Source organism: Pirellulimonas nuda, from assembly GCF_007750855.1.
GTDB classification, from domain to species: Bacteria; Planctomycetota; Planctomycetia; order Pirellulales; family Lacipirellulaceae; genus Pirellulimonas; species Pirellulimonas nuda.
In genome coordinates this window covers 2,523,872-2,546,231 of record NZ_CP036291.1, presented here as the reverse complement: position 1 = coordinate 2,546,231, position 22,360 = coordinate 2,523,872, and the positions used below count along the sequence as shown (strand labels likewise).

Annotated in this window: 17 protein-coding genes; 9 read left to right on the top strand and 8 right to left on the bottom strand. The window is 64.8% G+C overall.

Annotated features, from left to right (window positions below; genetic code table 11):
- Positions 1-21 precede the first annotated feature (21 nt).
- The 3 genes from Pla175_RS10315 to Pla175_RS10305 are packed head-to-tail and all read right to left on the bottom strand — an operon-like array spanning position 22 to position 3,574.
- Positions 22-1,857 (bottom strand): putative ABC transporter permease subunit, encoded by a 1,836-nt coding sequence (locus Pla175_RS10315; protein ID WP_197527403.1) that lies wholly within the window; start codon positions 1,855-1,857, stop codon positions 22-24.
- A gap of 4 nt (positions 1,858-1,861) precedes the next feature.
- Entirely contained in the window at positions 1,862-2,614 is a 753-nt protein-coding gene (locus Pla175_RS10310) for an ABC transporter ATP-binding protein (RefSeq protein ID WP_145283888.1), read from the bottom strand.
- Positions 2,615-2,626: 12 nt separating this feature from the next.
- Positions 2,627-3,574: a hypothetical protein gene (locus tag Pla175_RS10305; protein ID WP_145283886.1), complete on the bottom strand. Its 948-nt coding sequence runs from the start codon at positions 3,572-3,574 to the stop codon at positions 2,627-2,629.
- Positions 3,575-3,979: 405 nt separating this feature from the next.
- Between Pla175_RS10305 and Pla175_RS10300 the strand changes: the two genes are divergently transcribed.
- Positions 3,980-4,222, top strand: coding sequence for a response regulator (locus Pla175_RS10300; protein WP_145283884.1), 243 nt, complete (start codon positions 3,980-3,982; stop codon positions 4,220-4,222).
- A 75-nt stretch (positions 4,223-4,297) separates the two neighbouring features.
- On the opposite strand, the gene aroA is transcribed toward Pla175_RS10300, so the two are convergent.
- Genes aroA through Pla175_RS10285 form a run of 3 tightly spaced genes read right to left on the bottom strand, consistent with a single transcriptional unit; the run spans position 4,298 to position 8,005 of the window.
- Positions 4,298-5,593, bottom strand: coding sequence for a 3-phosphoshikimate 1-carboxyvinyltransferase (gene aroA / locus Pla175_RS10295; RefSeq protein ID WP_145283882.1), 1,296 nt, complete (start codon positions 5,591-5,593; stop codon positions 4,298-4,300).
- Entirely contained in the window at positions 5,577-6,818 is a 1,242-nt protein-coding gene (locus tag Pla175_RS10290) for an outer membrane protein assembly factor BamB family protein (RefSeq protein ID WP_145283880.1), read from the bottom strand. The genes aroA and Pla175_RS10290 overlap by 17 nt, the downstream gene beginning before the upstream one ends.
- A gap of 35 nt (positions 6,819-6,853) precedes the next feature.
- A complete protein-coding gene (locus Pla175_RS10285; RefSeq protein WP_145283878.1) occupies positions 6,854-8,005 on the bottom strand; it encodes a hypothetical protein in 1,152 nt (383 codons plus the stop codon).
- Positions 8,006-8,164: 159 nt separating this feature from the next.
- Between Pla175_RS10285 and Pla175_RS10280 the strand changes: the two genes are divergently transcribed.
- Complete coding sequence (locus Pla175_RS10280; RefSeq protein ID WP_197527402.1) at positions 8,165-9,349, top strand: PQQ-binding-like beta-propeller repeat protein; 1,185 nt, start codon at positions 8,165-8,167, stop codon at positions 9,347-9,349.
- A gap of 93 nt (positions 9,350-9,442) precedes the next feature.
- Here the strand turns inward: Pla175_RS10280 and Pla175_RS10275 are convergent, their stop codons facing one another.
- Entirely contained in the window at positions 9,443-10,081 is a 639-nt protein-coding gene (locus tag Pla175_RS10275; protein WP_145283876.1) for a YdjY domain-containing protein, read from the bottom strand.
- 376 nt (positions 10,082-10,457) lie between these two features.
- Between Pla175_RS10275 and Pla175_RS10270 the strand changes: the two genes are divergently transcribed.
- The 7 genes from Pla175_RS10270 (at position 10,458) to Pla175_RS10240 (ending at position 19,480) form a co-directional block, all read left to right on the top strand.
- Entirely contained in the window at positions 10,458-12,305 is a 1,848-nt protein-coding gene (locus tag Pla175_RS10270; RefSeq protein WP_145283875.1) for a hypothetical protein, read from the top strand.
- A 40-nt stretch (positions 12,306-12,345) separates the two neighbouring features.
- Positions 12,346-13,074 (top strand): YggS family pyridoxal phosphate-dependent enzyme, encoded by a 729-nt coding sequence (locus Pla175_RS10265; protein WP_145283874.1) that lies wholly within the window; start codon positions 12,346-12,348, stop codon positions 13,072-13,074.
- Positions 13,075-13,259: 185 nt separating this feature from the next.
- The gene (ispG, locus tag Pla175_RS10260; protein WP_145283873.1) at positions 13,260-14,396 is read left to right on the top strand and encodes a (E)-4-hydroxy-3-methylbut-2-enyl-diphosphate synthase; all 1,137 of its coding nucleotides are present in this window, start codon (positions 13,260-13,262) and stop codon (positions 14,394-14,396) included.
- A gap of 215 nt (positions 14,397-14,611) precedes the next feature.
- Positions 14,612-15,826, top strand: a complete 1,215-nt coding sequence (locus Pla175_RS10255) for a 1-acyl-sn-glycerol-3-phosphate acyltransferase (protein ID WP_145283872.1) — start codon at positions 14,612-14,614, stop codon at positions 15,824-15,826.
- On the top strand, positions 15,813-16,562 hold the full coding sequence (locus Pla175_RS10250; RefSeq protein WP_145283871.1) for an ATP-binding cassette domain-containing protein: 750 nt from the start codon (positions 15,813-15,815) through the stop codon (positions 16,560-16,562). Before Pla175_RS10255 ends, Pla175_RS10250 begins: the two co-directional genes overlap by 14 nt.
- Before the next feature lie 104 nt (positions 16,563-16,666).
- Positions 16,667-18,178, top strand: coding sequence for an ABC transporter permease/substrate-binding protein (locus tag Pla175_RS10245; RefSeq protein ID WP_145283870.1), 1,512 nt, complete (start codon positions 16,667-16,669; stop codon positions 18,176-18,178).
- A gap of 111 nt (positions 18,179-18,289) precedes the next feature.
- Positions 18,290-19,480: a class I SAM-dependent rRNA methyltransferase gene (locus Pla175_RS10240; RefSeq protein WP_145283869.1), complete on the top strand. Its 1,191-nt coding sequence runs from the start codon at positions 18,290-18,292 to the stop codon at positions 19,478-19,480.
- Positions 19,481-19,912: 432 nt separating this feature from the next.
- Here the strand turns inward: Pla175_RS10240 and Pla175_RS10235 are convergent, their stop codons facing one another.
- A complete protein-coding gene (locus Pla175_RS10235; protein ID WP_231954325.1) occupies positions 19,913-21,865 on the bottom strand; it encodes a preprotein translocase subunit SecA in 1,953 nt (650 codons plus the stop codon).
- Positions 21,866-22,360: the final 495 nt, after the last annotated feature.

The following is a 22,360-nucleotide window of genomic DNA, read 5'->3' as shown; positions in this document are numbered from 1 at the left end:
GCTCTTCAGGGAGGGACTCTCTCAATAGAACTCAACGCTCTTGAAAGCCTTGATCCCCGCTCGCAGCGGCCAGAGCGTCGCAACCAAGCCCAGGGCGACCGCCAGCCCAGCGCCTCCCACCAACCAGATGCGGATCCAGGCGGGGTCTAGGTACGGGCTGCTCATGGGGCTGTGGTTGGCGATCAGGTAGAAGTGGCAGGGGAGGGCGGTGAGCACCACGATCACGATGATGTAGAGGGCGCTGAGCACAAGGTTGAGCGTGCCGCCGAAACCCGCAGCGATCTTCGACGGGTTCGCCTCGCGGAAGTCGGGCATCGTGGCGCCGAGCCCGACGGCCATCGACGCGAGCCCGAAGCAGAGCAGCAGGTTGGTGAGCTGGTGGATCACTACTACCAGCGTCGTCACTTGGAGCATCAGATCACTCACCAGCACCAGCGCCGCGCAAGGGACCAGCGACCCGAACGCGGCGAACACGAACTTGCTGAGCACAATCGTCTCTCGGTCGACGGGCATTAGTCCCAGGACCCAGAACCGGCGTCCTTCCAGGCTGAGCATCGGGAAAATAAATCGGGTGGTAAAGGTCGAGAGGATCAGCCCTACCACGGCCAAGTTGAGGAAGCTGACCAGATTCACCCAAGTGAGGTAGTTGATGTCTCCGTGCCCGTTGCCGAAGCGGTCGATGTTCAAGAAGTAGAGCCCCAGCAGCCCGAAGAAGATCAAGAACTGGGTCCACTGCGTGGGGTCGCGTCGCAAGAGGCGCCAGTCTTTTAGTAGGATCAATTGCACCTGGGTCGGAAACGGCCGGAGCAAGATCTCTGCGGCACGGTCGATCCAGGCGAGGCGTTCTCGTCGCGGCCTGCGGTCGCGGCACATCAGCCCGCTGTAGGCCTGGCGGTAGCAGATTTTCCCTACCTGAACGACCAACAGATGACACACTAGGGCCGTCGATGCCAGCACCCACAGCCACATGCCGCTCTGGACGATCGGGTGTTCGCTCAGCATCAGCGATCCCAGACGGTCGTTGGGGGCCTGAGCAGCGTCCAACAGCCCCCCGACCAGCCAGGAACTGGGCAGCCACTGCTGCTGCGTTAGACGGAACCTGTCGAGCGTCTCCTGAAACCAGTCGCTGCCAAACAGCTCTGCCTGCGGACTGCTCACGGCGCCGTAGATGGAGTACGAAGAGAAGGCGATCATTACCAACGCTGCCCCAACCACGACCGCGTAGCGGATGGCGGGGAGCTTCCATACCAGCAGCAGGCAGACCAGCGCCCCGACCGCGCAGGGGATGTAAACGAACGACGCCAGCAGCGGCAGGATCAGCAGGTAATACTGCCACCCGGCATGGACGACCAACCCGTACGCAATGGTCATCGGCGTCGCCAGCAGCATGAAGCCCCAACTGCTGAACGCCACGGCCTCCTGGAACTTGTGCAGAACAAGCCGCCCGACCCGCACCGGTTGGCTCAGCAAGAAGCGGGCCTCGTCCGAATGGAACAGGCTGCCGTAGAGGATGATGCCGGAAGAAAACACCAGCATAACGTTCAGAGACGCAAAGAAAACGTGGAACACAAACCCCACGGTCTGCGCGTGCACCGCGCCCGTGCGTCCCACGTAATAGGCGAGAAAATCAAAGCCCTTGTAGAACAGCAGGAACAGCCCCAGCCAGAAGAACAGGCTGAGCCCAACCACCAGCGAGGTGCGCAGCCGCGCGGATCCGAGCGCCTGCCGCATCTGGGTGCGCCCCGCCAGCATCCGAATCCGCCAGAAGAGGCGGGCTTCGCGGTCGTCCGACGGGAGGTCTTCGATCGGGGGCGCCGGGCCAGCGGGCAGCGCGATCGTGGCGGCGGGGCTGGACATGGGGCTACGGACCCGGGGGCGGCTCCGCCCCCGCGGCATCGGCAGTAAGGGAGAGATAGAGCGATTCTAACGTCGCGTGTTCTTCGCCGGAGAACGCACGTAGTTCGGCCAGCGTGCCTACGAACAGCAGCTTACCCCGCTTCATCACGCCGATCTTGTCGGCGATTTCTTCCGCCGCGGCAAGCGTGTGGGTCGACATGAAGACGCCGGCGCCGGCATCCGCCTGCGAACGCAGCATGTCTTTCACCAAACGGATGCTCTGAGGATCGAGCCCCACCATCGGTTCGTCAACGACCAGCACCTGTGGATCGTGCAGCAAGGCCGAGGCGAACACCGTGCGTTGCTTCATGCCGTGCGAGTAGCTCTCGGTCAATTCGTCGATGAAATCGTCCAAACCGAACCGGGTCGACTCGCGTGCGACCGCCCCGCGCGCTTGCGACGGCGAGAGACCGTGCATCTCAGCAACGAAACGGAGGAATTCGCGTCCAGAGAGTTTGTCGTAGAGAAACGGTTGGTCCGGTACGTAGCCGATCTGGCTTGTGGCGAGCCGTGTCTCGGCGACAACATCGCGACCGCCGATCCTGACCGAACCGCTCCCGGGCTGAAGCAACCCGACCATCATCTTAATCGACGTCGTCTTGCCGGCGCCATTTTGTCCCAACATTGCGAACAGCTCTCCGCGACCGATCGACAGGTCGAGGCTGTCTACGGCCAGCTTGGCGCCGTAGCTACGGCTGACCCCCAAAAACTCAATCATTGGCTCCACGCGCTACGCCCCCACGCCCTGAGGCGCTGAGACCCGGGGCCTGGTAACGCGCTTGTCGGCGGGCTGATTGACGGCCGAACGAGTTGCCAATTCTAGCTTCTCGCTGGCGAGCCGCTTCGCCTTGGCATTGGGGAGCCGATCAAATCGCAACCGGGTCTTCATGAGCCGAACCTCCTGTCTCAACACGCGGCCATCCTCGCCGACCCACAACTTGGCCCGGATACGGTCCTCGGATGAAACACCCGCCGAGCTCATCGAGCGGTAGACGATCAAGCGTACCGCGGTCAGCTCTCCGTTAAAACTGATCTTGGTCTCTTCGACAACCTCTGCCTCGAGCAGCTCAACGGGATTGTGGGGCGAAGCAAAGGGGCTATAGACCTCACGCTTCCAAGTGCGTCCCACGTAGGCCTGTAGCAATTGCGGTTCAGGCGTCAGCTCTCCGCCCAGCAAGGCCTCGTTGGGCCAAGGATACTGCGAGGTCCGAGACAACTCGCCGGTGCGGATCTGAAGTCTGAGGCTCCCTTTAAGCACCTTTCCGTACATCCGCACAACGTCTGGAACGTCGTTCAGGTCTACATTGGTCTCGAAACTCGACAGCTTCTTGAGGGGGTCGAGCGTAGTCTTGGTCCGCATGTCGAGGCTCACCTCCCCCAACTTGCCAACCAAGCTCGACATCCACTCGGGGGCGATCGCCGGGAGCGGAAGTTCGTTCAAGATCACCCGGCTGTGGACTTCCGTCGTGTCCTGAATGCCGGCGACCGACTGTGTTACGGCCGTACCGCAGGGGTGGCCGGCGATCTCGATCGACCATGCCACCGGAATCTGGGCGCCGCTTCCGCCGTGGGGGGGCTCACCGTTGCCAAAGGCGGGCATGATCTTGGCGGTCATCAACCACGCCATCGAACAGCCCCAGCTCAAGATCACGACCGACGAGAAGATGCGGTTGCCCATCGGCCGTTTGCCCCCTCTGGATTTCTGGCGGATGCACGACTCCGCGGTCCCCGCTTGTCATCTCACAGCTTAGCCGACGTCCGCCACGATCGCGAGATTGCTGCAAACATCTTAGCGTCATAATGCAGAATACAACCCCACGCCCGGCTGAGGGCGCCGGACCCGCTCCCGCGACGCTTTGTCGCCGATCTGGCGGGGCGTCCGCCCGCCAACGTAATCCTACTACGCTTTTGTAACATCCAGCCGTAAACTCCATCACAATCAGCACTTACGCGGCGAAAAAATGCGGAATACTGGCAGAAAATGGGGGCCAAAGATTGAAATTGTGCGCCGGGCCGGGTATCGTGCGTTCTGCCGGGGGAGAGCCTGTTCGGTTCTGCGAATCACGCCACGGAGGAACTCGCGATGCCGCGCTCAACCTACTTCGTCCAAGAATGTCCAACTTGCGGGCGCAACCTGCAGGTGCGTGTCGAGTTCATGGGTAAGCGGGTGGTATGTCAGCACTGCGGGTCTCAATTCGACGCGTGCGAATCGACCAACTCCGAGAGCTCGGCAAGCTCCAGCGCCATTATGCTGCAACGCGCCGAAGAGCTGCTCCGCTCGGCCGAGGCCAGCGGCATCGGGATCTCTAGCCGTATGGTGGACTAGCCCTGGCGACTTGGGGTCCGGCTGCTTGCGTCCGTCGGCGGCGTGGGCCCGATTGGATGGGCGTCTGAAGTCAGATCAGACCGGCGGGCAGGCGCCGGACGCAATGCCTTCTAGATCAGTAAAAAAGTTGGGGTAGGTCTTGGCCGTACAGCCGGGGTCTTTGATGACCACCCCCTTCTGACGCAATCCCACCAACGCGAGGCTCATCGCCATGCGATGGTCGTCGTAGGTCTCTACCTCGGCGCCACGCAGCGGGCCCGGGTGGATGACCAGCCCGGTCTCGCTTTCCTCAACCATTCCGCCTAGCCGGCGGAGTTCGCAAGCCAGTGCAGCGATGCGATCGGTCTCTTTGTGGCGGATATGCCCGACGTTCCGGATCGTCGTGGGCCCCTCGGCGAAGAGTGCGACGGCGCCCAGTGTTTGAACGGTGTCGCTGATGCCGTTCATGTCGACATCGATCCCACGCAGGCTGGCCCCCTCGACCGTCAAAGAGTCGTCGCTGCTTTCGACCCGACATCCCATCTGCTCCAAGCAGTCGACAAACCGCACGTCTCCCTGAATCGAATCCGCCCCTAGGCCTTGAACCGTTACACGGCCGCCGGTAATCGCTGCGGCTGCCCAGAAATAGCTCGCCGCAGAAGCGTCGGGCTCAATGCCGTAGTGCGCCGCCCGGTAGCCGGTGTTGGCGACCTTGATGCGGGCGTAGTCGGCCCCGGTGGAGGCCTCGGCCCCGAATGCGGACATCACTCTGCGGGTGATCTCGACGTAGGGGACGCTGACCAGCACCCCGTCGATCGTCAGCTCGACCGCCGCTTCTGCACACGGGGCGGCCAACATCAAACCGCTCAAGAACTGGCTCGACACGTCGCCTCGCACGCTCGCGGCGCCCCCGGGCAGGCCGTTGGCGTGGACCCACAGCGGAGGACAGCCGTTTTCTGCTTCGCAGCGCACCCGTGCGCCTAACTGATTGAGGGCCGCCACTAGGTCTTCAATCGGCCTTTCCCGCATCCGCGCAACGCCGTCCAAACGAAAACCGCCGGCGCCGAGGGTGAGCATCGCGGTCAGGAAGCGGATCGTGGTTCCGCTGTTGCCGACGAATAGGTCGGCCTCGATCGCCGGGATCCTTCCACCGGCGCCATCGAGCAGAATCGTTTTACCTTCATCGCTGACTGTCATTGCAAACCCAAGCGTTTGCAATGCAGCGAGCATGTAGCGGGTGTCGTCACTATCGAGCACGCCGGTAAGCGTCGATCGCCCGTCCGCCAGCGCCGCGCAGACCAAAGCCCGGTTCGTGATGCTCTTCGAGCCCGGTGGACGGACTGCGCCGACGATGGGTCCCGCGACGGGCCGCACCCTATAGACGTCGTCCATCGCTACCCTGCGTGTCTTGGTGGTGCGCGGTCTGCGTAGCCGCGATCTTCCAGAGTCGTGCGTGGCTGCGCACAAACAGGCCGCCATCCGCAACGGCGGGGGACGCGTAGATGGCGTCGCCCATCTCGCTCTTGCCCAGCAGTTCTCCCTTGCCGTCGAGCGAAACGGCGAATGCGGCGCCGGCGTCGTTGAACAAGTACGCCCGATCGCCAACCACCACAGGGGTCGCCCAGAACGAACCGCCGAGCCGCAGCTTGAGTTTGGGCGAGCCGTCGGTAGCGCTGGCGCCCGTGAGCACGCCGGCCCGGTTGAGCAGCAGCACCAGCCCGTCGGTCACAACGGGGCTGGGGGACGAGGACTGCAGGCCGCTGGCCCGCCAGGCGACGGCGCCGTCACCGGCAATGTCGATGGCCGTCAGGCCCCCGGAAGAAACAAAGAGCAAGTCGCCGTACGCGGTCGGGGAACTAATCCCCGCACACTCCATCTCTTGTTTCCAGCGGACATCGCCCGTGGCCGGATCGAGCATAGTCAGGCCCCCCTCTCCCTGGAGGCAAACGCCCCCGTCGACCGCGATCGGCGACGTCCAACACGATTCCTTTGGCCGGGCGATTTCCCATCGCTTGGCCCCGTCGGCGGCTTCGTAGGCGGCGGAGAACGAAGCGGTCTGGCTCTCGCACAGCACCACGACGGCGCCATCGGCCACCGTGGGCGAAGACGCCATGCCGATGTCGTTCCCGAGCCCTGGGTGCTCCTCTGCTAGCGAACGCTGCCAGCAAAGGTTGCCGTCCAGATCGAAGCAAACGAGGTCGTTGGACGAGTAGAGGGCAAACACGTGAGCGCCGTCGCTGGCCGGGGTGGGGGCCGCCACCGCCGACGTGCGGTAGCAGAGCGTCCGACCGGTGGCCCAAAACTGCCGATGCCAGAGCTGCTTGCCAGACACAGCATCAAACGCCAGCACGTGGAGCCGGTCTTCGCGGGGGCCGCTCGATGCGGTCACAAAGACGCGTCCGCCAACAATGATGGGGCTCGATACCCCCTTGCCGGGGAGGTCGGCGTGCCATGCGATACCGGCGCCGGTGTCGGTGGACCACTCGGTTGGCAGCGAGGTCGGCGCCGCTATGCTGCTCGAACCTACGCCGCGGAACTGAGGCCAATCGTCCGCCGACGCCGCAGCGGTCGTCAACAATGCCGACAAGAACAACGCCGTTAGTCTCGTGGATCGCATCGCCCAGACCTGTGGGGTTTACTAGTTGCGTCGGACTACTTAGGAGTCGCGCCGGTGAATTGTGCGCCGGCGCCGATCGGATCGGTCACGCGACACTGGAACTCCCAACTCTGCGCCCAGGGCTCAGTCTGTTCGTTCTGGCAAAGCTTCAGCAGGATGCGGTTCTCGCCCTTGCGCAGCCGGCAGGACGCGACGTACTGATCGATCGAGTGGCCCGAGTGGTACACGTTGGCGGCATTAATAAGCTCGCCGTTCACCCACAGCTTAGAGCCGTTGCGAGTGGTGTAGCGGACCTGAGCGTCTGCGGCCGCCGGCGACTCGATCACCGCCTCGGCGTAGGCCACGGCGCCCTTGAAGGGGCCGAGCACCTTGGTGAGGTCTACGAGCCCCAGGTCGTCGTCACTCGCGGTAGAGACCCAGCTCACCGTACCATCCTTGCCATCGTAGGACGCCGCATCCGTCGAGTCTTCCGGGGGGTACGCCTGCGCAAATCCGACGCCATCGACGTTGTTGAACGGCCCGACTACGCGCCAGGCCAGCACATAGCCCAGGCTCGACGCGAGGTCGGCGGCTTCGCCCAAGTCTTCCAACTCGTTGGCGCAGCGCTGTTTCTGTTCGACGTCGATCGCCGCAGCAAACGCCTGGCGGTAGAGGGTCAGCGCGGCTTCTCCGTCGGCCATGTCGGCCCGCTCCAACAGGTCTGCCACCGCGGCGTACCGCAGTTCAGGGGCCGGGTCGTCCAACATCGCGGCAACCAATTCCCCACGAACCTGCGGGGCTGACCGCACCATCAGTTCGAAGACCGTGGTACGCGCCTTCGAGCACAGCGACCGGTCAAGAACGACTTCACGCAGGTCGAGAATCGCTCCCGAGTCAGCCATCGGCTCGGTGGCGGCGTCAAAAGCCATCCGCAAGGCGTTGGTCTCTAGGGGACCGGCGCCGTCCATCGCCTTGAGCACAAGCAGGGCGCCCCCCGGTTGGCCAGCGACACGCTTCCAGGCCGCTTGGGCGTTGGCCGGCATGGGAGACTGTGCCGCAGCGTTCTTCACCAGCTCGATGTCCGCGGCAATATCTCCCCAGGCCGGCGCCACCGCGGCCAACCAACCCGCAACTAGGGTCCCAGCAAGTAAGCGATGAAAATGCCGATTCACGGCCGACTCCACGATTGAGTTCTGTTTCCGTTTCACTGGGATTGTGACACGAACCCCGTCACTACGCTAGAATCTGCGGTTACGTTGACCACCCCCGACCCGTCGCGAGTAGCTAAGCCGATGCCATCCGCCATGCTTCGATCCTGCGCGTTTGTACTGATCACTGCCGCGTCGCTCTCAGCGCCAACGCTAGCCGTGAACTCTTGGCCACAATGGCAGGGACCGCACCGCAACGGGCTCAACGACGAGAGCGGTCTGCTGCAGACATGGTCCCAGGGTGGCCCGAAGCTGCTCTGGATGAGCCGCGCCGGCGGCGAGGGGTATGCGGGACCGGCTGTGGTGGGCGGGAAGCTGTTCACGATGGGCGCCCGCGGTGGCGAGGAATTCGTCATTGCGATTGATACAGCGACCGGCAATGAGCTCTGGACCGCCAAGATCGCTCCCCAAGCCAAGCACGGCTGGGGGGTCGGTCCGCAGGGGACTCCCTCTATCGACAATGGGCGAGTCTACGCGCTCGGCTCACAGGGTACGCTAGTGTGCGTCGCGGCCGACGATGGTTCGGAGTTCTGGCGGACCTCCATGCACGACTTCGGCGGCAAAGACCCCAAGTGGAAGTTTGCCGAGTCGCCGCTCGTCGACGGCGACTTTGTGCTCTGCACGCCCGGCGGCGAGCGGGGGGCGATTGTGGCGCTCGACAAGCAGAGTGGCGACTTGCGTTGGCAGACCGAGTCGCTCACGGACCCAGCGCACTACTCTTCGATCATTCCCGCCCAGATCCACGGGCACCAGCAGTACGTGCAGCTCCTCGATAAGCAGTTGGTAGGCCTATCGCCCGCCAACGGCGCCGTGCTGTGGCAACACCCTTGGCCCGGATCAACGGCCACCATCCCAACGCCCATCGCTTCCGGCGACAAGGTCTACGCAACCTGCGGTTATGGCGTTGGCTGTGCGCTGGTTCGCATTGGCGAAGAAAACACCGCCACAGAGGTGTACGCCAACAAGACCATGAAGAACAAGCACGGCGGCGTGATCCTGCTCGACGGCGCCCTGTTCGGGCATTCGGACGGCATCGGCTGGGTGTGCCAAGACTTCGAGACAGGAAAACTGGTGTGGCGGGAGCGTGGCGCCCTAGAAATGGGGGGCATCGGCTACGCCGACGGCCGGTTCTACTGTGTTGGCGAAGACACCGGTGATGTTGTGCTAATCGACGCATCGACCGACGGCTGGAACGAGCGGGGCCGCTTCACCCTTTCGCCTCAGACACAACAGCGGCAATCGAAGGGCAAGATCTGGACCCACCCCGTGATCGTCAACGGCATGCTCTTCCTACGCGACCAAGAACTCATTTACTGCTATGACGTGCGGGCAGACCAAGACTAAGCGAGACAGCCGCGTGGCAAGGCCGGCCTGCCACGCGGCTGCCCGGAACCTATCCCCAAAAAGACGCCAGCGGGGGGCGCACCCCGTGCTGGCCTATTGTTCTTTTGCGTCTGTCGTGGCGGCCTTGGAGCCCTGGCTGCTTTCCTGCTTTTCGGCGGATTTGGGTTGAAGCACCAGACGGACCGGCGTGCCCAGGGGGGGGATGCGCTCCGTAAACGCCTCAAAAAGCAGCCCGTCGTTGCTTTGAGAACTCTCGGCCGGCACGTCGAGCATCGCCGTCGAGAAGTTCGACACGCAGATGAAATCGCCGGATTCCGCCTGGTAGTGCCGCGTGCCGGTCGCCTCGTCGACGTAGAACCCGCTGCCGCCAAACACCCAGGGAAGCGTCATCGGCTTCTTGGACCGGAGATCGCGTACCCAGCTTTGTGCGGGCGCCGATTGCATCTTGCCGTTCTTGCCCAGCCACTGAACGGTGACCTCGATCTCGTCGCCGGTCGGGGCAAAATACTCTCCATCCTTGAAATGGAACGGCTTGCCCGACTTGGCGCCGACCCGCAATAGGGCCGCGTGCGCCAGGAACGCCTTGGTTTCGGCAGCGACGATCGACTCGTGCTCTTTGGTGTGCCGCGTGCAGGCGAACATCTCCAGCACCCCCTCACGCAGTGAAACAACGCCATCCATGTAGACACGTCGCTTCGCTACGTCGATCCAGATACGGTGCTCTGGCGACAATCGCTCTGCGCCTTCCGGCGCTGGCAGGCTAGGCGCCTTGTTGGGGGGCTCGGGGCTTGGCGACTGGGGACTGGCAGATTGAGGACTTGGGGTCTGGGGGCCCGTGACCTCTAGTTGGGGATCGGGCGCCGGGCTGATCTCTGCCTGTGTCGTAAACCCTACGGCGAGGGCCGCCGCGAGGCAGGTCGCCTGAAGGCAATGACTAGGACGAACCCTCTTCTCTCGATACGATACCGACGCGGGCATGACGACGCTCCTTCGGCCTGCGTAAATGCGCCTGCCCAGTGGCCGGCTCTTGGCTTTGAGACTACCCCCTAGCGGACGCCGCCGTCTACCGACCTGCTGGCTTGCCGCGACGAATCAAACCTCACGAAGCATGAATTCACGAAAGCCGCCTTTGGCACAGCTCGATCCGGAGCTTAACGGCAAGACCAACAACGGCCGCTCGCCAGAACTCAGCGACACCGAGTCCATCGCTGCACCGCTTCGTAGCAAGGCGCCAAAAACGCTGCTGGCGGCTTGGGGCGCCGACCCCACGGGCAAAGGCTGGAAGGCTTGGCGGGTTTTGCTCGCAAAACGGGCCGAGAAATTCGCCGCCTCTGAGCCAATCTTGTGGGGACTCCCGGCCGAATACTCGGCCTGCCAGAAGCATATCCAGTCGGTTGCCCGCGTCTGCGAGCAGGGCAAAGAAAAAAAGCTTACGACCCTCGCGGCAAAGTGGCGCGAAGCATCAACCGCCCGCGGCGCCGGCGTCGAGCTGGCGCTAGAGGCATTGGCCTGGACCCGCCTGCTGCCGGCCGCCGCCGGAGTATTGGCTCTGAAGGACTGGCAGCTTCTGGTCGAAGAGTTGCTGGCCATCGCCCAAGCGGCACAGCGGGTTCGTCTGCCGGAGGACGCACGGGGGGGTGCGATCGTCGCCCAGCACCTGCTGGCCGGCGAGCTTCCGCTGACGCTCGCTGCGGTGTTGCCAGAAGTGGAGGCGTGCTGGTCGCTCCGCAAGGACGCCCATTCCACGCTAACCGAGGGGGTGCTCGCGGTTTGTGACGGCGAGGGACTGCCGATCGCGGCGGTCGCGGCCTACATGCCTGCGATCGCCGCCTGTTGGACCCGCTGCCGAGCCCTGGGGGAGTTGATCGGCAAACCCGTCTGGTCCGCCGACGCTCAGCTCCAGTACGAGTGGCTCGTACGGCAAACGCTGCGTCTGACACGACCCGGCGGCGTGACCCTGCTGGCCGATACGCACGCGGACGCCCGGCCGGTCATCGAAGCGGCGCTCCGGCTTGACGGAGACGCGTCGGACTGGACCGCGGCCCGCCAGCGGTTCGGCTTTCGGGCCCCAAAACGGGTCGGCCCTGCGGCTGCGCCGGAGCCATCGGTCAATTCGGAATGGTCGGGCATCGCCGTGCTTGCCGGGGGGTGGCGAGACGACGCGCCTTTGGCCGCGGTCCGCTACCACGGCGCCGAGTTGGCGATCGACCTGAGCGTGGGCAAGAGGCCGATCTTCACCGGCCATTGGCCCGTGAGCGTGTTCGCCTCCGGAGAGCCGGTCCGCCTCGCCAGCGAGTGGGAAGAGCAGTGCTGGTACACGGATGAGGCCAGCGACTACCTGGAGATCGCCGCAGACTTGAGCGACGGCAGCCGCCTAGAGCGGCAAGTCTTTATGACGCGGCGCGACCGCGTTGGCTTCGTCGCCGAGGTTATTATCGCTCGCGATAGCCAGCCCGTTGAGCGACGGATCGAAACGCGTCTGCCGATGGCCGAGGGGGTGGCTTTCCGCGGCCAGGACGAAACCCGCGAAGGACTGCTGATGCGGGGGAAACGGGCGATGGCGGGCGTCCTCCCGCTGAGCCTCCCCGAGTGGCGGATTGACCCGTCCCAGGGCGAGCTTGAGGCCGACGACGGCAGCTTGGCGCTGCTGGTGCGCCGCACCGGCCGAAACTTGCACAGCATGCTGTGGTTCGACTTCGACCCGAAGCGTTTCGCCCGTCAACGCACCTGGCGGCAGCTCACGGTGGCCCAGAAGCTTGAGACCGTGCCGCGCGACGTTGCGGTAGGCTATCGGGTGCAATCGGGGATCGAGCAATGGCTCGTCTACCGATCGCTCGACGCGCCGCACAACCGCACGGTGCTGGGGCAAAACTTCATCGTAGAATCAACGGCCGGCCGGTTCTTGCCGTCGGGCGAGATGAAGGAATACTTCGAAATCGAAGGGGAGTGGGAGTGAGGGGGGTTTTTTTGGCTCGCAGGTCCTAGGCGTGGGTTCGATGGGAGAAGATCAGCTTCGTGCCATCGTGCGTCGGAACCTTGAACGCGTGCGGGCAGAAGTGGCCAACGCGGCCGCTGAGGCGGGGCGCGACGCGGCTGAGATCACTTTGGTGGGCGTCTCGAAGTACGTCGACGCCACCGCCACGGCCGTTTTGGTTGACGCAGGCCTTTGCGACTTGGGCGAGGCCCGGCCGCAGCAGCTTTGGGACAAAGCGTCGGACCCTCGTCTGGCGCCGATGGCGCCTGTCCGATGGCACCTGATCGGCCACCTCCAACGCAACAAGGCGGACCGCACCGTGCCGCTGGCGGCTCTGGTCCACAGTGTCGACAGCGGACGTCTGTTGGCCGCGGTCGACAAGGCCGCCGCCGCGGCGGGAAAGCGTCAGGCGGTGCTGCTGGAGATCAACTGTTCGGGCGACTCAGAAAAGTATGGACTAGCGCCTGCCGAAGCGATTGACCTAGTCGAGCAGGCCGGCGGGATGGCTGGCGTCAGCCTGCAGGGCCTGATGACGATGGGCGCCCGCGAAGGGGGAACCACAGTCGCTCGACGCAACTTTGCCGACCTGAGAGAACTACGCGATAATTTAGTTTCCGAGTCCGGCGTCACGCTCCCGATCCTCTCAATGGGCATGTCGGGAGACTTCCGCGAAGCGATCTTAGAAGGCGCCACCCACGTCCGGATCGGGTCGGCCCTCTGGACCGGCGTCGATCCTTGGAGTAGGCAGTAATCCGTAAGCAAACGCCGACAGCCGCCATTATCCTCTACGAACCACCGATAGCCGCCGGGCTACGCCCCGGCGGGGTGGCTCGTTAGAACGCCCCCATCGAGCCACGCCGCCGGGGCGTAGCCCGGCGGCTATCGGCTTGCGGGTTTTGCTGCCCTTACCCTATCAGAGCATTCTCAGTTCCCACCATGCCCACGATCGAGCGTAACCCTACCCGCACCGTCCGCATCGGCGACGCCCAGATTGGCGCCCATTCGCCGATCGCCGTGCAGAGCATGACGGCGACTTCTACGCAAGACGTGGCCGCCACCGCGGCCCAGTCGAACGCCCTGCACGAAGCGGGGGCCGACGTGGTGCGGATTGCTGTCGATAGCCGCAAAGACGCCGAAGCGCTCGCGGAGGTGCGAAAGCAGACGCCCGCCAACCTGTCGGTCGATCTGCAAGAGAACTACCGCCTCGCCGAGCTGGTGGCCCCGCACGTCGATAAGCTCCGCTACAACCCGGGCCACCTCTACCACCACGAGCGCGAGAAACCTTGGCAGGAGAAGGTTGCGTACCTCGTCGGGATCGCCCGAGAGCACGACTGCGCAATCCGCATCGGGGTGAACTGCGGCAGCGTCGATCCGGCGAAGCGGGCCCAGTACGATCCGGACGACTCGATCTCGCCGATGCTGCAGAGCGCGCTGGATCACTGCGGGCTGATGGACGAACTCGGCTTCGACCAGTTCTGCGTCTCGCTCAAGGACTCAGACCCGCAGAAGGTGATTGAGGTGAACCGACGCTTCGCTGAGGCGAGGCCCGAGGTCCCGCTGCACCTAGGCGTCACCGAGGCCGGCATGCCCCCCGAGGGGATCATCAAGACGCGGATCGCATTTGAGCAGCTCATCAGCCAGGGGATCGGCGACACGATCCGTGTCTCCCTGACGGTACCCAACGACCGGAAGCCAGAAGAGATCGCCGCGGGGCGCGACATCCTGGCGGACATCGCCGCGGGCCGGGTCCGGAGCGTGGTCGACTACGGCCTCTCGACGCTCAACATCATCAGCTGCCCTAGCTGCAGCCGAGTAGAGAACGAGGCTTTCGTAGACCTCGCCGCACAGGTAAGGGAGATGACCCGCTACGCCGCCGACCACGCTATCACGATCGCCGTGATGGGGTGCCGCGTGAACGGCCCGGGGGAGACCGACGACGCAGACCTGGGGCTGTGGTGCGGCCCAAACCACGTGAACCTCAAACGTCGTAGCGAACCGCTAGGGCAATTCGGGTATGATGAAATCTTGCCGAAACTGAAGCGGGAACTGGATGATTTGATTGCTTCTCGCTGATAAGCATTAGCGACTTACGCACGGAGGACGCGGTTACGGATGGGCACAGATTGAGAGTGTCCACGACGAGCGCCAACCGGGCGAATAAGGCGTTAGGAGTCGCGAACGAATTCGCCTGATTCGCGGCATACGCGTTCAAGTCGACTTCCGTCCGTCTACGTGTCCTCTGTGACTTCGTGGTTAGCGACTCTGACCAGCGCCTTTGCCGCGCGCCAATGAACACCCAGCCCTATCAAACCCCGCCCAAGTGGTGGGCTCCAAAGCTGACGCCCTGGTGGATCGGCGTGTCGCGGCAGATCCGCAATCGCGAGCTGCGCAAGCAGCGCTTCGTTAACGTGGAAGTCCGTGGGGTCGAGCATGTCCGCGGGGCCCTCGACCGTGGCGCCGGGGTGCTGATCACCCCCAACCACTCGTTCCACTACGACTCCTACTGCTTGATGCGGGCCTCGGACGCCTTGCGGCGGCCATTTTTCATCATGACGGCCTGGCAGGTGTTCGCGATGAGCGGGCGCTTCGACCGCTGGAGTATGCAGCACGCCGGTTGCTTCAGCGTGAACCGCGAAGCGACCGACCTTCGCGCTTTCCGCCAAGCGACCGATATTCTTACCCACGGGCCCTACCCACTGGTTGTGTTCGCCGAAGGAGACGTCTTCCACACGAACGACCGCGTGACCCCGTTCCGCGAGGGCGCCGCGGCGATGGCTCTCTCAGCGGCCCGCAAGGGCTCGCGCGAGGTCGTTTGCGTCCCCACCGCGATCAAGCAGTGGTACGTCACGGACCCGCTCCCGAGCGTTCGCGCTACGGTTGCGGCGCTCGAAGCAAGGCTGCTGATCCGTTCGCCGCCCGACAAGCAGCTAGTGGACCGCGTTTATCGCATCGGCGAGGCGGTGCTCGCGCTGCTAGAGATCGAGCACCTCGGCGCTCCGCAGACCGGCTCGGTGCGCCAAAGGCGAGAAGCGCTTGTAGCGGCGCTGCTCGATCGGCTTGAGGGGGCGCAGGACGTCTCCCGGGGCGAGGGGGACGTTCCCGAACGCGTGAAGCTGCTCCGACGCAAGCTGATCGACGCCCGTCAGAACGCCGCGGCCGCCGAGGACGGGCCTGCCCAGCGGTCGGCGACCGCTGCCATGGACGACGTGCAGCTTGTGATGCGGCTCTACAGCTACCCGAACGACTACGTCCGCACGCAGCCCTCCGCCGAGCGGCTGGCCGAGACGATCGACAAGTTTGAAGAGGACATCCTCGAGGCGGAGCTCCCGAGCGTGCGCGGCGACCGCCGAGTCGTGGTAGAGTTTGGCGAGCCGATCACCGCCGCCAGCGATCGCTCGTCGCGCGTGTCGCCGGCAGAGCTGACCGGCAAATTGCACGACTCTGTCCAAGCGCTGCTCGACCGCATGAACACCCAGTCGCCGAGTCCGCATGTTTCGGCTTGAAAAGGCAGGCAAATCGTTCGGCGACGTGGTCGCCCTCCAGCCGACGGACCTAGAGGTCGAGCGGGGCCGCTCTACGGTGCTGATCGGCCCCAGCGGGTGTGGCAAGTCGACGCTGCTCCGGCTGCTGGTGGGGCTGCTGACCCCATCGACCGGGAAGGTGCTCTTCGGCGACCGCGAGATCACGCCCGACAACGTGCTCGAGCTACGGCGAGAGATGGGCTACGTTATTCAGGATGGCGGCCTGTTCCCCCACCTCACGGCCCGCGACAACGTTGCGCTGCTGGCGCGCTTTCTCGGTTGGGATGCGGCCAAGATTGACGCGAGGGTAGACGAGCTGGCCGAACTCACCCGGCTTCCGGCCGGCGCCCTCGACCGCTTCCCCACTCAGGTCTCGGGAGGGCAGCGTCAACGCGTCGGCATCATGCGGGCGCTGATGCTCGACCCGCCGGTAATGCTGCTCGACGAGCCCCTGGGCGCGCTCGACCCCCTCGTTCGGTACGACCTGCAAGAAGACCTACGGCAGATCTTCCGATCGCTCGGCAAGACCGTTGTGCTGGTGACGCACGACATGGCCGAGGCTGCCCACTTCGGCGACACGGTCGCGATCCTACAAAGCGGTCGCATCGTGCAGCAGGGGCCGATCCGCGACTTGGTCGAGCGTCCGGCAAACGACTACGTCCGCCGTTTCATCAACGCTCAGCGGATGACCCTCGATGGCTCGGAGAACGGCGGTTGAACATGTTCGAGAATCAGCGGCGAACTAACCGCCCGGCGACCACGATCCGCGGCGATGGCAGTCGATCGCGACCGGCCGCTATTGGCGGTCCTCGGCGGCTCTTAATGATGCTGTTTCCCCTGCTGGCAACTGCGGTCGTCGCACGCGACTGCGTCGCGGCAGACAACGCTGCGCCGACCGTCACAGTCGGTTCCAAGGCGTTCACGGAATCGGTTGTACTGGGTGAGGTGCTCGCGGGCTTGGCGCGTGACTCCGGCGTCAGGGTTAACCACCGCGCCGAGCTGGGAGGGTCGCAAGTGCTGTTCGGCGCCCTGAAGGCGGGGGAGATTGACATCTACCCCGACTACACCGGCACGATCGCCAAAGAGCTGCTGGGAGGGGAGGGGGGCAAGAGCGACGACGCCATCCGCGCCCGGCTCGCCGAGCAAGGGGTCGTCATGAGCCGGCCCGTCGGGTTCAACAACACTTACGTGATCGGCATGTTGGAGTCGCGGGCCGCGGAGCTCGGGATCGAGACAATCTCCGATCTCGCGGACCACCCCGAGCTGCATCTGGGCTTTAGCGACGAGTTCATGGAACGCTCGGACGGCTGGGCAGGGCTGCGGGCCCGCTACGAACTCCCGCACCGGCGTGTGCGGGGGATGGACCACAACCTCGCCTACCGCGGGTTGGCGTCTGGGTCGCTCGACGCGATCGACCTGTACTCGACCGACCCCGAGATCGAGTCGTACGACATCCGGGCGCTCGCCGACGATCGCAGGTTCTTCCCGGTCTACGACGCGGTGATCCTGTACCGCGCTGATCTTGAAGAGCGTGCGCCAAAGTTCGTTGAATCGTTCGCGCGGCTGGTTGGAGCGATCGACGCCCCGGCGATGATCGCCATGAACCTGCGGGCGCGGGTCGACCGGTTGCCTGAGCCGCAAGTTGCCGCGGCTTTCCTGAAGGACTCCTTCGGCATTTCGAGCGAAGTTCAGGTCAAGTCAAAGTGGCGTCGGCGCCTCGCTCGACTAGCCAGAAATACCCGGGAACACCTGCTGCTGGTCGCCGTGTCGCTCTCCGCAGCTGTGTTGTTCTCGGTGCCACTGGGAGTGCTGGCGTACCGGCGGCCGAGGCTGGCCAAGCCGATCCTGGGGGTCGTGGGGGTGATCCAAACGCTGCCGTCCCTGGCGTTGCTGGTGTTCATGATCCCGCTGTTGGGCCTGGGGGCCGAGCCGGCGATCGTGGCGTTGTTCCTCTACAGCCTTCTGCCGATCGTGCGGAACACCTACTCAGGGCTCACGCAGATCCCCGGACCATTGCGCGAAGCGGCCGAAGTGCTGGGCCTGCCTCCCCGGACGCGGCTGTGGAAGATTGAACTGCCGCTGGCTTCGCCATCCATCCTGGCCGGGGTGAAGACCGCGGCGGTCATCAATATCGGCGCCGCGACGCTCGGCGCCCTGATCGGCGCCGGCGGCTATGGCCAGCCAATCCTTACCGGCATCCGTCTGGCCGACACGAGCCTGATCCTGCAGGGCGCCATCCCGGCCGCGGTGATGGCGTTGGCCGCACAGGCGCTGTTTGGCTGGGCCGAACGCTGGCTGGTGCCGGCCGGCCTGCGGATCGAACCCGCCAGCTAGATCGAGGTTCGAGCCAAGAAGCCGGCCGCGAGCCCCCCGGCGGCCCCCTGAGCCGGCGCCGTCGCGTGACGTCCTGTATCCGATCCGAATCTTCCTACCTCAACACGAGCCATGCCCTCCCCCGCCCAAGTCTATGTCAAACGCGGCCGGGTGAAGCCCTTCTTCGGGCGGCACCCTTGGGTGCTCGACACCGCGGTCGAGCGGGTCGAGGGGGGACCTTCCGACGGCGACGCGGTCGACTTGCTCACCCACGAGGGCGGCTGGATCGCCCGTGGCGTGTACAACGCCCAGAGCCGTATCCGTGTGCGGCTGTGGACATGGCAAGAAGACCAGCCGATCGACGACGCGTTGCTGCGGGCCCGCATCGCTACGGCCATCGAGATGCGGCAGCAGATCGGCTACGACGCCGCCGCCGGCGCCGCACGCGTGGTGTACAGCGAAGCCGACGGCCTCAGCGGCCTGGTGGTCGATCGGTTCGCCGACCGGCTGGTGGTGCAGGTGGGGTCGCTTGCCATCGCGCAGCGGCTCGAACCGATCCTTGAGGAGTTGGCTATTCGACTGGCGCCGCGCGGCATCTTGGTCCGCCCCGACCGCTCGACCGCCGACAGTGAGGGCATTTCTTTGGAGCCCGAGTGGCGTCGCGGCGAGCCGCCAACGGAGCCGGTCGCCGTCGTCGAGAACGGACTGACCTACCGCATCGACTTGGCGGCGGGCCAGAAGACCGGCTTTTATCTGGACCAACGAGAGAACCGCCGGTGCGCCGCTGCGTTCGCCCGGGGGCGCCGGGTGCTCGACCTGTTCTGCTACACCGGCGGGTTCGCGTTGAACGCCGCGCGGGCAGGCGCCGCGGAGGTCGTGGGGATCGACAGCAGCGCTCCGGCAATCGCCGCGGCCCAGACAGCCGCCGCGGAAAACGGGCTGGCCAACGCCCGCTTCGAGCTGGGCGATGGACTCCCAACGCTTGACAGCCTTGCCGCTCGGGGGGAGCGGTTCGGCATGGTGGTGCTCGACCCGCCAAAGTTCGCGAAGAGCCGAAAGCAAGTTCCTCACGCACTCAAGGCCTACGCGCACATCAATCGGCGCGGGCTGGAACTGCTTGAGCCCGGAGGGATCCTGGTCACGTGCAGTTGCTCGGGGAGCGTGAGTCGCGAAGACCTTCGACACGTGCTCTCCGCCGCGTCGTGCCAAGCGGGCCGGCCGGTGCAGATCTTGGAGGAACGGGGCGCATCGCCCGACCATCCGGTAATCGCTACGTGCTTAGAAACAGACTATCTGAAGTGTTTTGTGTGCCGCGTGGCCTAGCTTTCCGACACACGCAGCCGTGAAGAGTGGTGCTATCACGGATTAGTTCCCCAAAGGGGACGCCGTTTCGCAGTTGCGGTGCGATTCGCCGGTTGGATTGCAGAATCTTCCCCTCAAATGCAACTCTTACACGGCCGTTCGTCCGCAAAGTCTTCCTAGACGGTGCTGTGTGCTGCGCAACGTGCATTGCGTAGCGATTCCGCGTGATTGGCGCCGGTTTCGCAATAGAACCTCCCACTTCTTCCGAGGATGTTAAAACCGGTTGTTCACTCTTACTAACGAGGGATTCCAATGTTCGATGCAGGCGCCATTAGCTGTCTTTCGATGCTCGTCTTCCTGATTTGGGATACGTACCGCCAGGGGTGCTGAGCCCCAGCGCGGTCGCCCGGCTTCCTGGCTGGGCTCTGGTCGGTCACGGCGGGCGATCGGATGCTAACCGGCCGTGTCGAGGAACGGATCCTGGCTCATTTGCCGCTGCATTTTCTGCCGCTCTTTGTCTTGGTAGAGCATGATTTTTCGGTCGCGGAAGTGTCGTCGTTCCACCTTGTGCTGGGCGGCGTAGAAGAGCGCCTCGGAGCCCGCACCGGGCCCTTGGTGGGCCTTTCCGGCCTCCTCGAGACGCGTCGCGCGTTTCGGGCCGAAACCCATGAGCAGGATCTCGTCGTCCATGGCCAGGAACTGGCGGTAGGTGCCAGGGTCGCCCTGTCGACCGCAGCGGCCGATGAGCTGACGATCGATCCGCTGGCTCTCGTGCAGCTCAGAGCAGACGACGTGCAGGCCCCCGAGTTCCTTGACGTCTGGGGCGAGCTTGATGTCGGTGCCGCGTCCCGCCATGTTGGTGGCGACCATCACCCGCCCGAGCTGCCCGGCCTGGGCCACCAGCTCTGCCTCGCGGGCGACGTGCCGGGCGTTGAGCACGGTGTGTTCAATGCCGCGGTCCTCCAGCAGCTTCGACAGGTGCTCGCTCTTGTCGATGCTCCGCGTCCCTACCAACACCGGACGGCCGGTAGCGTGAACTTGGGCGACGTCGTCAGCGATCGCCTCCCACTTCTGCTGGGCGTCGCCAAACACCAGCGTAGGGAGCTTCTTGCGGATCGGAGGGCGGTTCGTGGGGATGGGGGTCACCCACACCTGATAGATTTTTGATAGTTCCCGAGCGCTGCTGCTGGCGGTGCCGGTCATGCCGGCCAAGCGGTGGTACCTGAGGAACAGGTCCTGGATGGTGATCCTGGCCGCCTGGTTGGTCTCAAAGGTCACCTCGACCCCTTCCTTGGCCTCGATCGCTTGGTGGATGCCGGCGCGCCATTTCCGCCCCTCGGCCAACCGGCCCGTGAACTCGTCGACGATCACGATCTCGCCGTCGCGGACCACGTAGTGCCGGTCTAGCTGCATCTCGCGGGCGACCTTGATCGCACGCTCGATGTACTCGTAGATCGTCGACAAGGGGAGCTTGTCGAGTGCGCCCACCTTGGGCGTTTCGCGCACCAGCCGCCTGCCGGCCAGCTTCAGGTCGACCCGCTTGTCCTTGTGGTCGTAGTCGTAGTGCTCGTTTTCCTCGAAGCGCGCCTGCTGTTCGGCCGCCCAGCGGTACGCCTCGGCGGCCACCTCCTCGTCTTCGCCGGGCGCTGCGCTGATGATCAGCGGCGTGCGGGCCTCGTCGATCAAGATGCTGTCCGCCTCGTCCACCAGCATGAAGTGCAGGTCGCGCTGCACCGGCTTTTCGCTCGCTTGAGCGCCGGAGCCGAGCATCTCGCCGAACAGGTCGCGGGCGCCCTCCTCGATGCTGCGTTTGAGCAGCCGGTCGCGGAGGAAGTCGAAGCCCATCTGGTTGGCGGTGCCGTAGGTGACGTCGGAGGCGTACGCCTTGCCCTTTTCGGGCTGAGGCATCTTGTCCTGGATGACGCCAACGGTCATTCCTAGCGCCTCGTACAAAGGCCGCATCCAGTCCGCATCGCGTTTGGCCAGGTAGTCGTTGACCGTTGAGAGGTGAGCGCCTTTGCCGGCCAGGGCCGCTAGGTACATCGGGAGCGTGGCGGTAAGGGTTTTCCCCTCGCCCGTCTGCATCTCGATGATCGACCCGTGGTGCGCAGCGGCGCCTCCCAAGAGTTGCACCTCAAAGTGCTGCATGTTCAGCGTCCGGCGGCCCGATTCTCGCACCAGCGCGAACGCTTCGACCAGAAGCTTGTCGAGCGGTTCGCCGCTGCGGGCGCGGTACCGGAGCGAAAGGCTCTCCTTGCGCAGGTCGTAGTCCGAGAGCTTCTGGAGCGCCGGGCCGCGGGCGACGATCGCCGGCACGCACCCCGACCATTGGGCCAGCCGCCTCCGCACCGGTCCTGCCGTGAGCGCTTGGAAGCGACGAGATGGGCCGGTGGGGATGGTAGACACAGCAGCGGGCGCCTGAGGAGCGGTACGCAGACCATTCTATCGCGCGTCGGCCGGTGCGTCGCTCGGGTCGCTCACTCTCCGGGGAAGCTGATTCGAGACGGGGGCGCCGGTTGAAACTCCGGGGTTGGTACCCCGCTGGGTCCCCACTGCAATGGCGCCGCGGTGGCCGCTTCGCCACCGGTGAGCACCACCCCGTGGGTCGGAAGCCGATCGGGCTCATTCAACAGGCTGATACGGTGATCGCTGGAGACACCCGCAGCGGGCCCAGGATGGACCGGCTCTTCGTAGCTTGCTTGCGTCTGTGGCCAGGCTGGGGCTGCTGGGTACTGCGTAGCCGGCGGCTGGCCGAACCCGGGCTGTTGACCCGGCTGCTGCAACGGCGGGCTAAGCTGTTGCTGTGGGGGCGCGTACGGGGGCAGGGGGTCCCCTTGGTAGTACGGAGTCGCCGTGCCTGGCGCCATCGTCTTAAGCGTCGGAGGGGGCACACGGTCGGCC

Excerpts from the sequence above, each read along its gene's own strand:
- Pla175_RS10255 (WP_145283872.1), top strand. The coding sequence starts at position 14,612 with ATGAACACCCAGCCCTATCAAACCCCGCCCAAGTGGTGGGCTCCAAAG.
- ispG (WP_145283873.1), top strand. The coding sequence starts at position 13,260 with ATGCCCACGATCGAGCGTAACCCTACCCGCACCGTCCGCATCGGCGAC.
- Pla175_RS10250 (WP_145283871.1), top strand. The coding sequence starts at position 15,813 with ATGTTTCGGCTTGAAAAGGCAGGCAAATCGTTCGGCGACGTGGTCGCC.
- Pla175_RS10310 (WP_145283888.1), bottom strand. The coding sequence starts at position 2,614 with ATGATTGAGTTTTTGGGGGTCAGCCGTAGCTACGGCGCCAAGCTGGCC.
- Pla175_RS10265 (WP_145283874.1), top strand. The coding sequence starts at position 12,346 with ATGGGAGAAGATCAGCTTCGTGCCATCGTGCGTCGGAACCTTGAACGC.
- Pla175_RS10270 (WP_145283875.1), top strand. The coding sequence starts at position 10,458 with ATGAATTCACGAAAGCCGCCTTTGGCACAGCTCGATCCGGAGCTTAAC.
- aroA (WP_145283882.1), bottom strand. The coding sequence starts at position 5,593 with ATGGACGACGTCTATAGGGTGCGGCCCGTCGCGGGACCCATCGTCGGC.
- Pla175_RS10305 (WP_145283886.1), bottom strand. The coding sequence starts at position 3,574 with ATGGGCAACCGCATCTTCTCGTCGGTCGTGATCTTGAGCTGGGGCTGT.
- Pla175_RS10290 (WP_145283880.1), bottom strand. The coding sequence starts at position 6,818 with ATGCGATCCACGAGACTAACGGCGTTGTTCTTGTCGGCATTGTTGACG.
- Pla175_RS10300 (WP_145283884.1), top strand. The coding sequence starts at position 3,980 with ATGCCGCGCTCAACCTACTTCGTCCAAGAATGTCCAACTTGCGGGCGC.
- Pla175_RS10315 (WP_197527403.1), bottom strand. The coding sequence starts at position 1,857 with ATGTCCAGCCCCGCCGCCACGATCGCGCTGCCCGCTGGCCCGGCGCCC.
- Pla175_RS10240 (WP_145283869.1), top strand. The coding sequence starts at position 18,290 with ATGCCCTCCCCCGCCCAAGTCTATGTCAAACGCGGCCGGGTGAAGCCC.
- Pla175_RS10245 (WP_145283870.1), top strand. The coding sequence starts at position 16,667 with ATGATGCTGTTTCCCCTGCTGGCAACTGCGGTCGTCGCACGCGACTGC.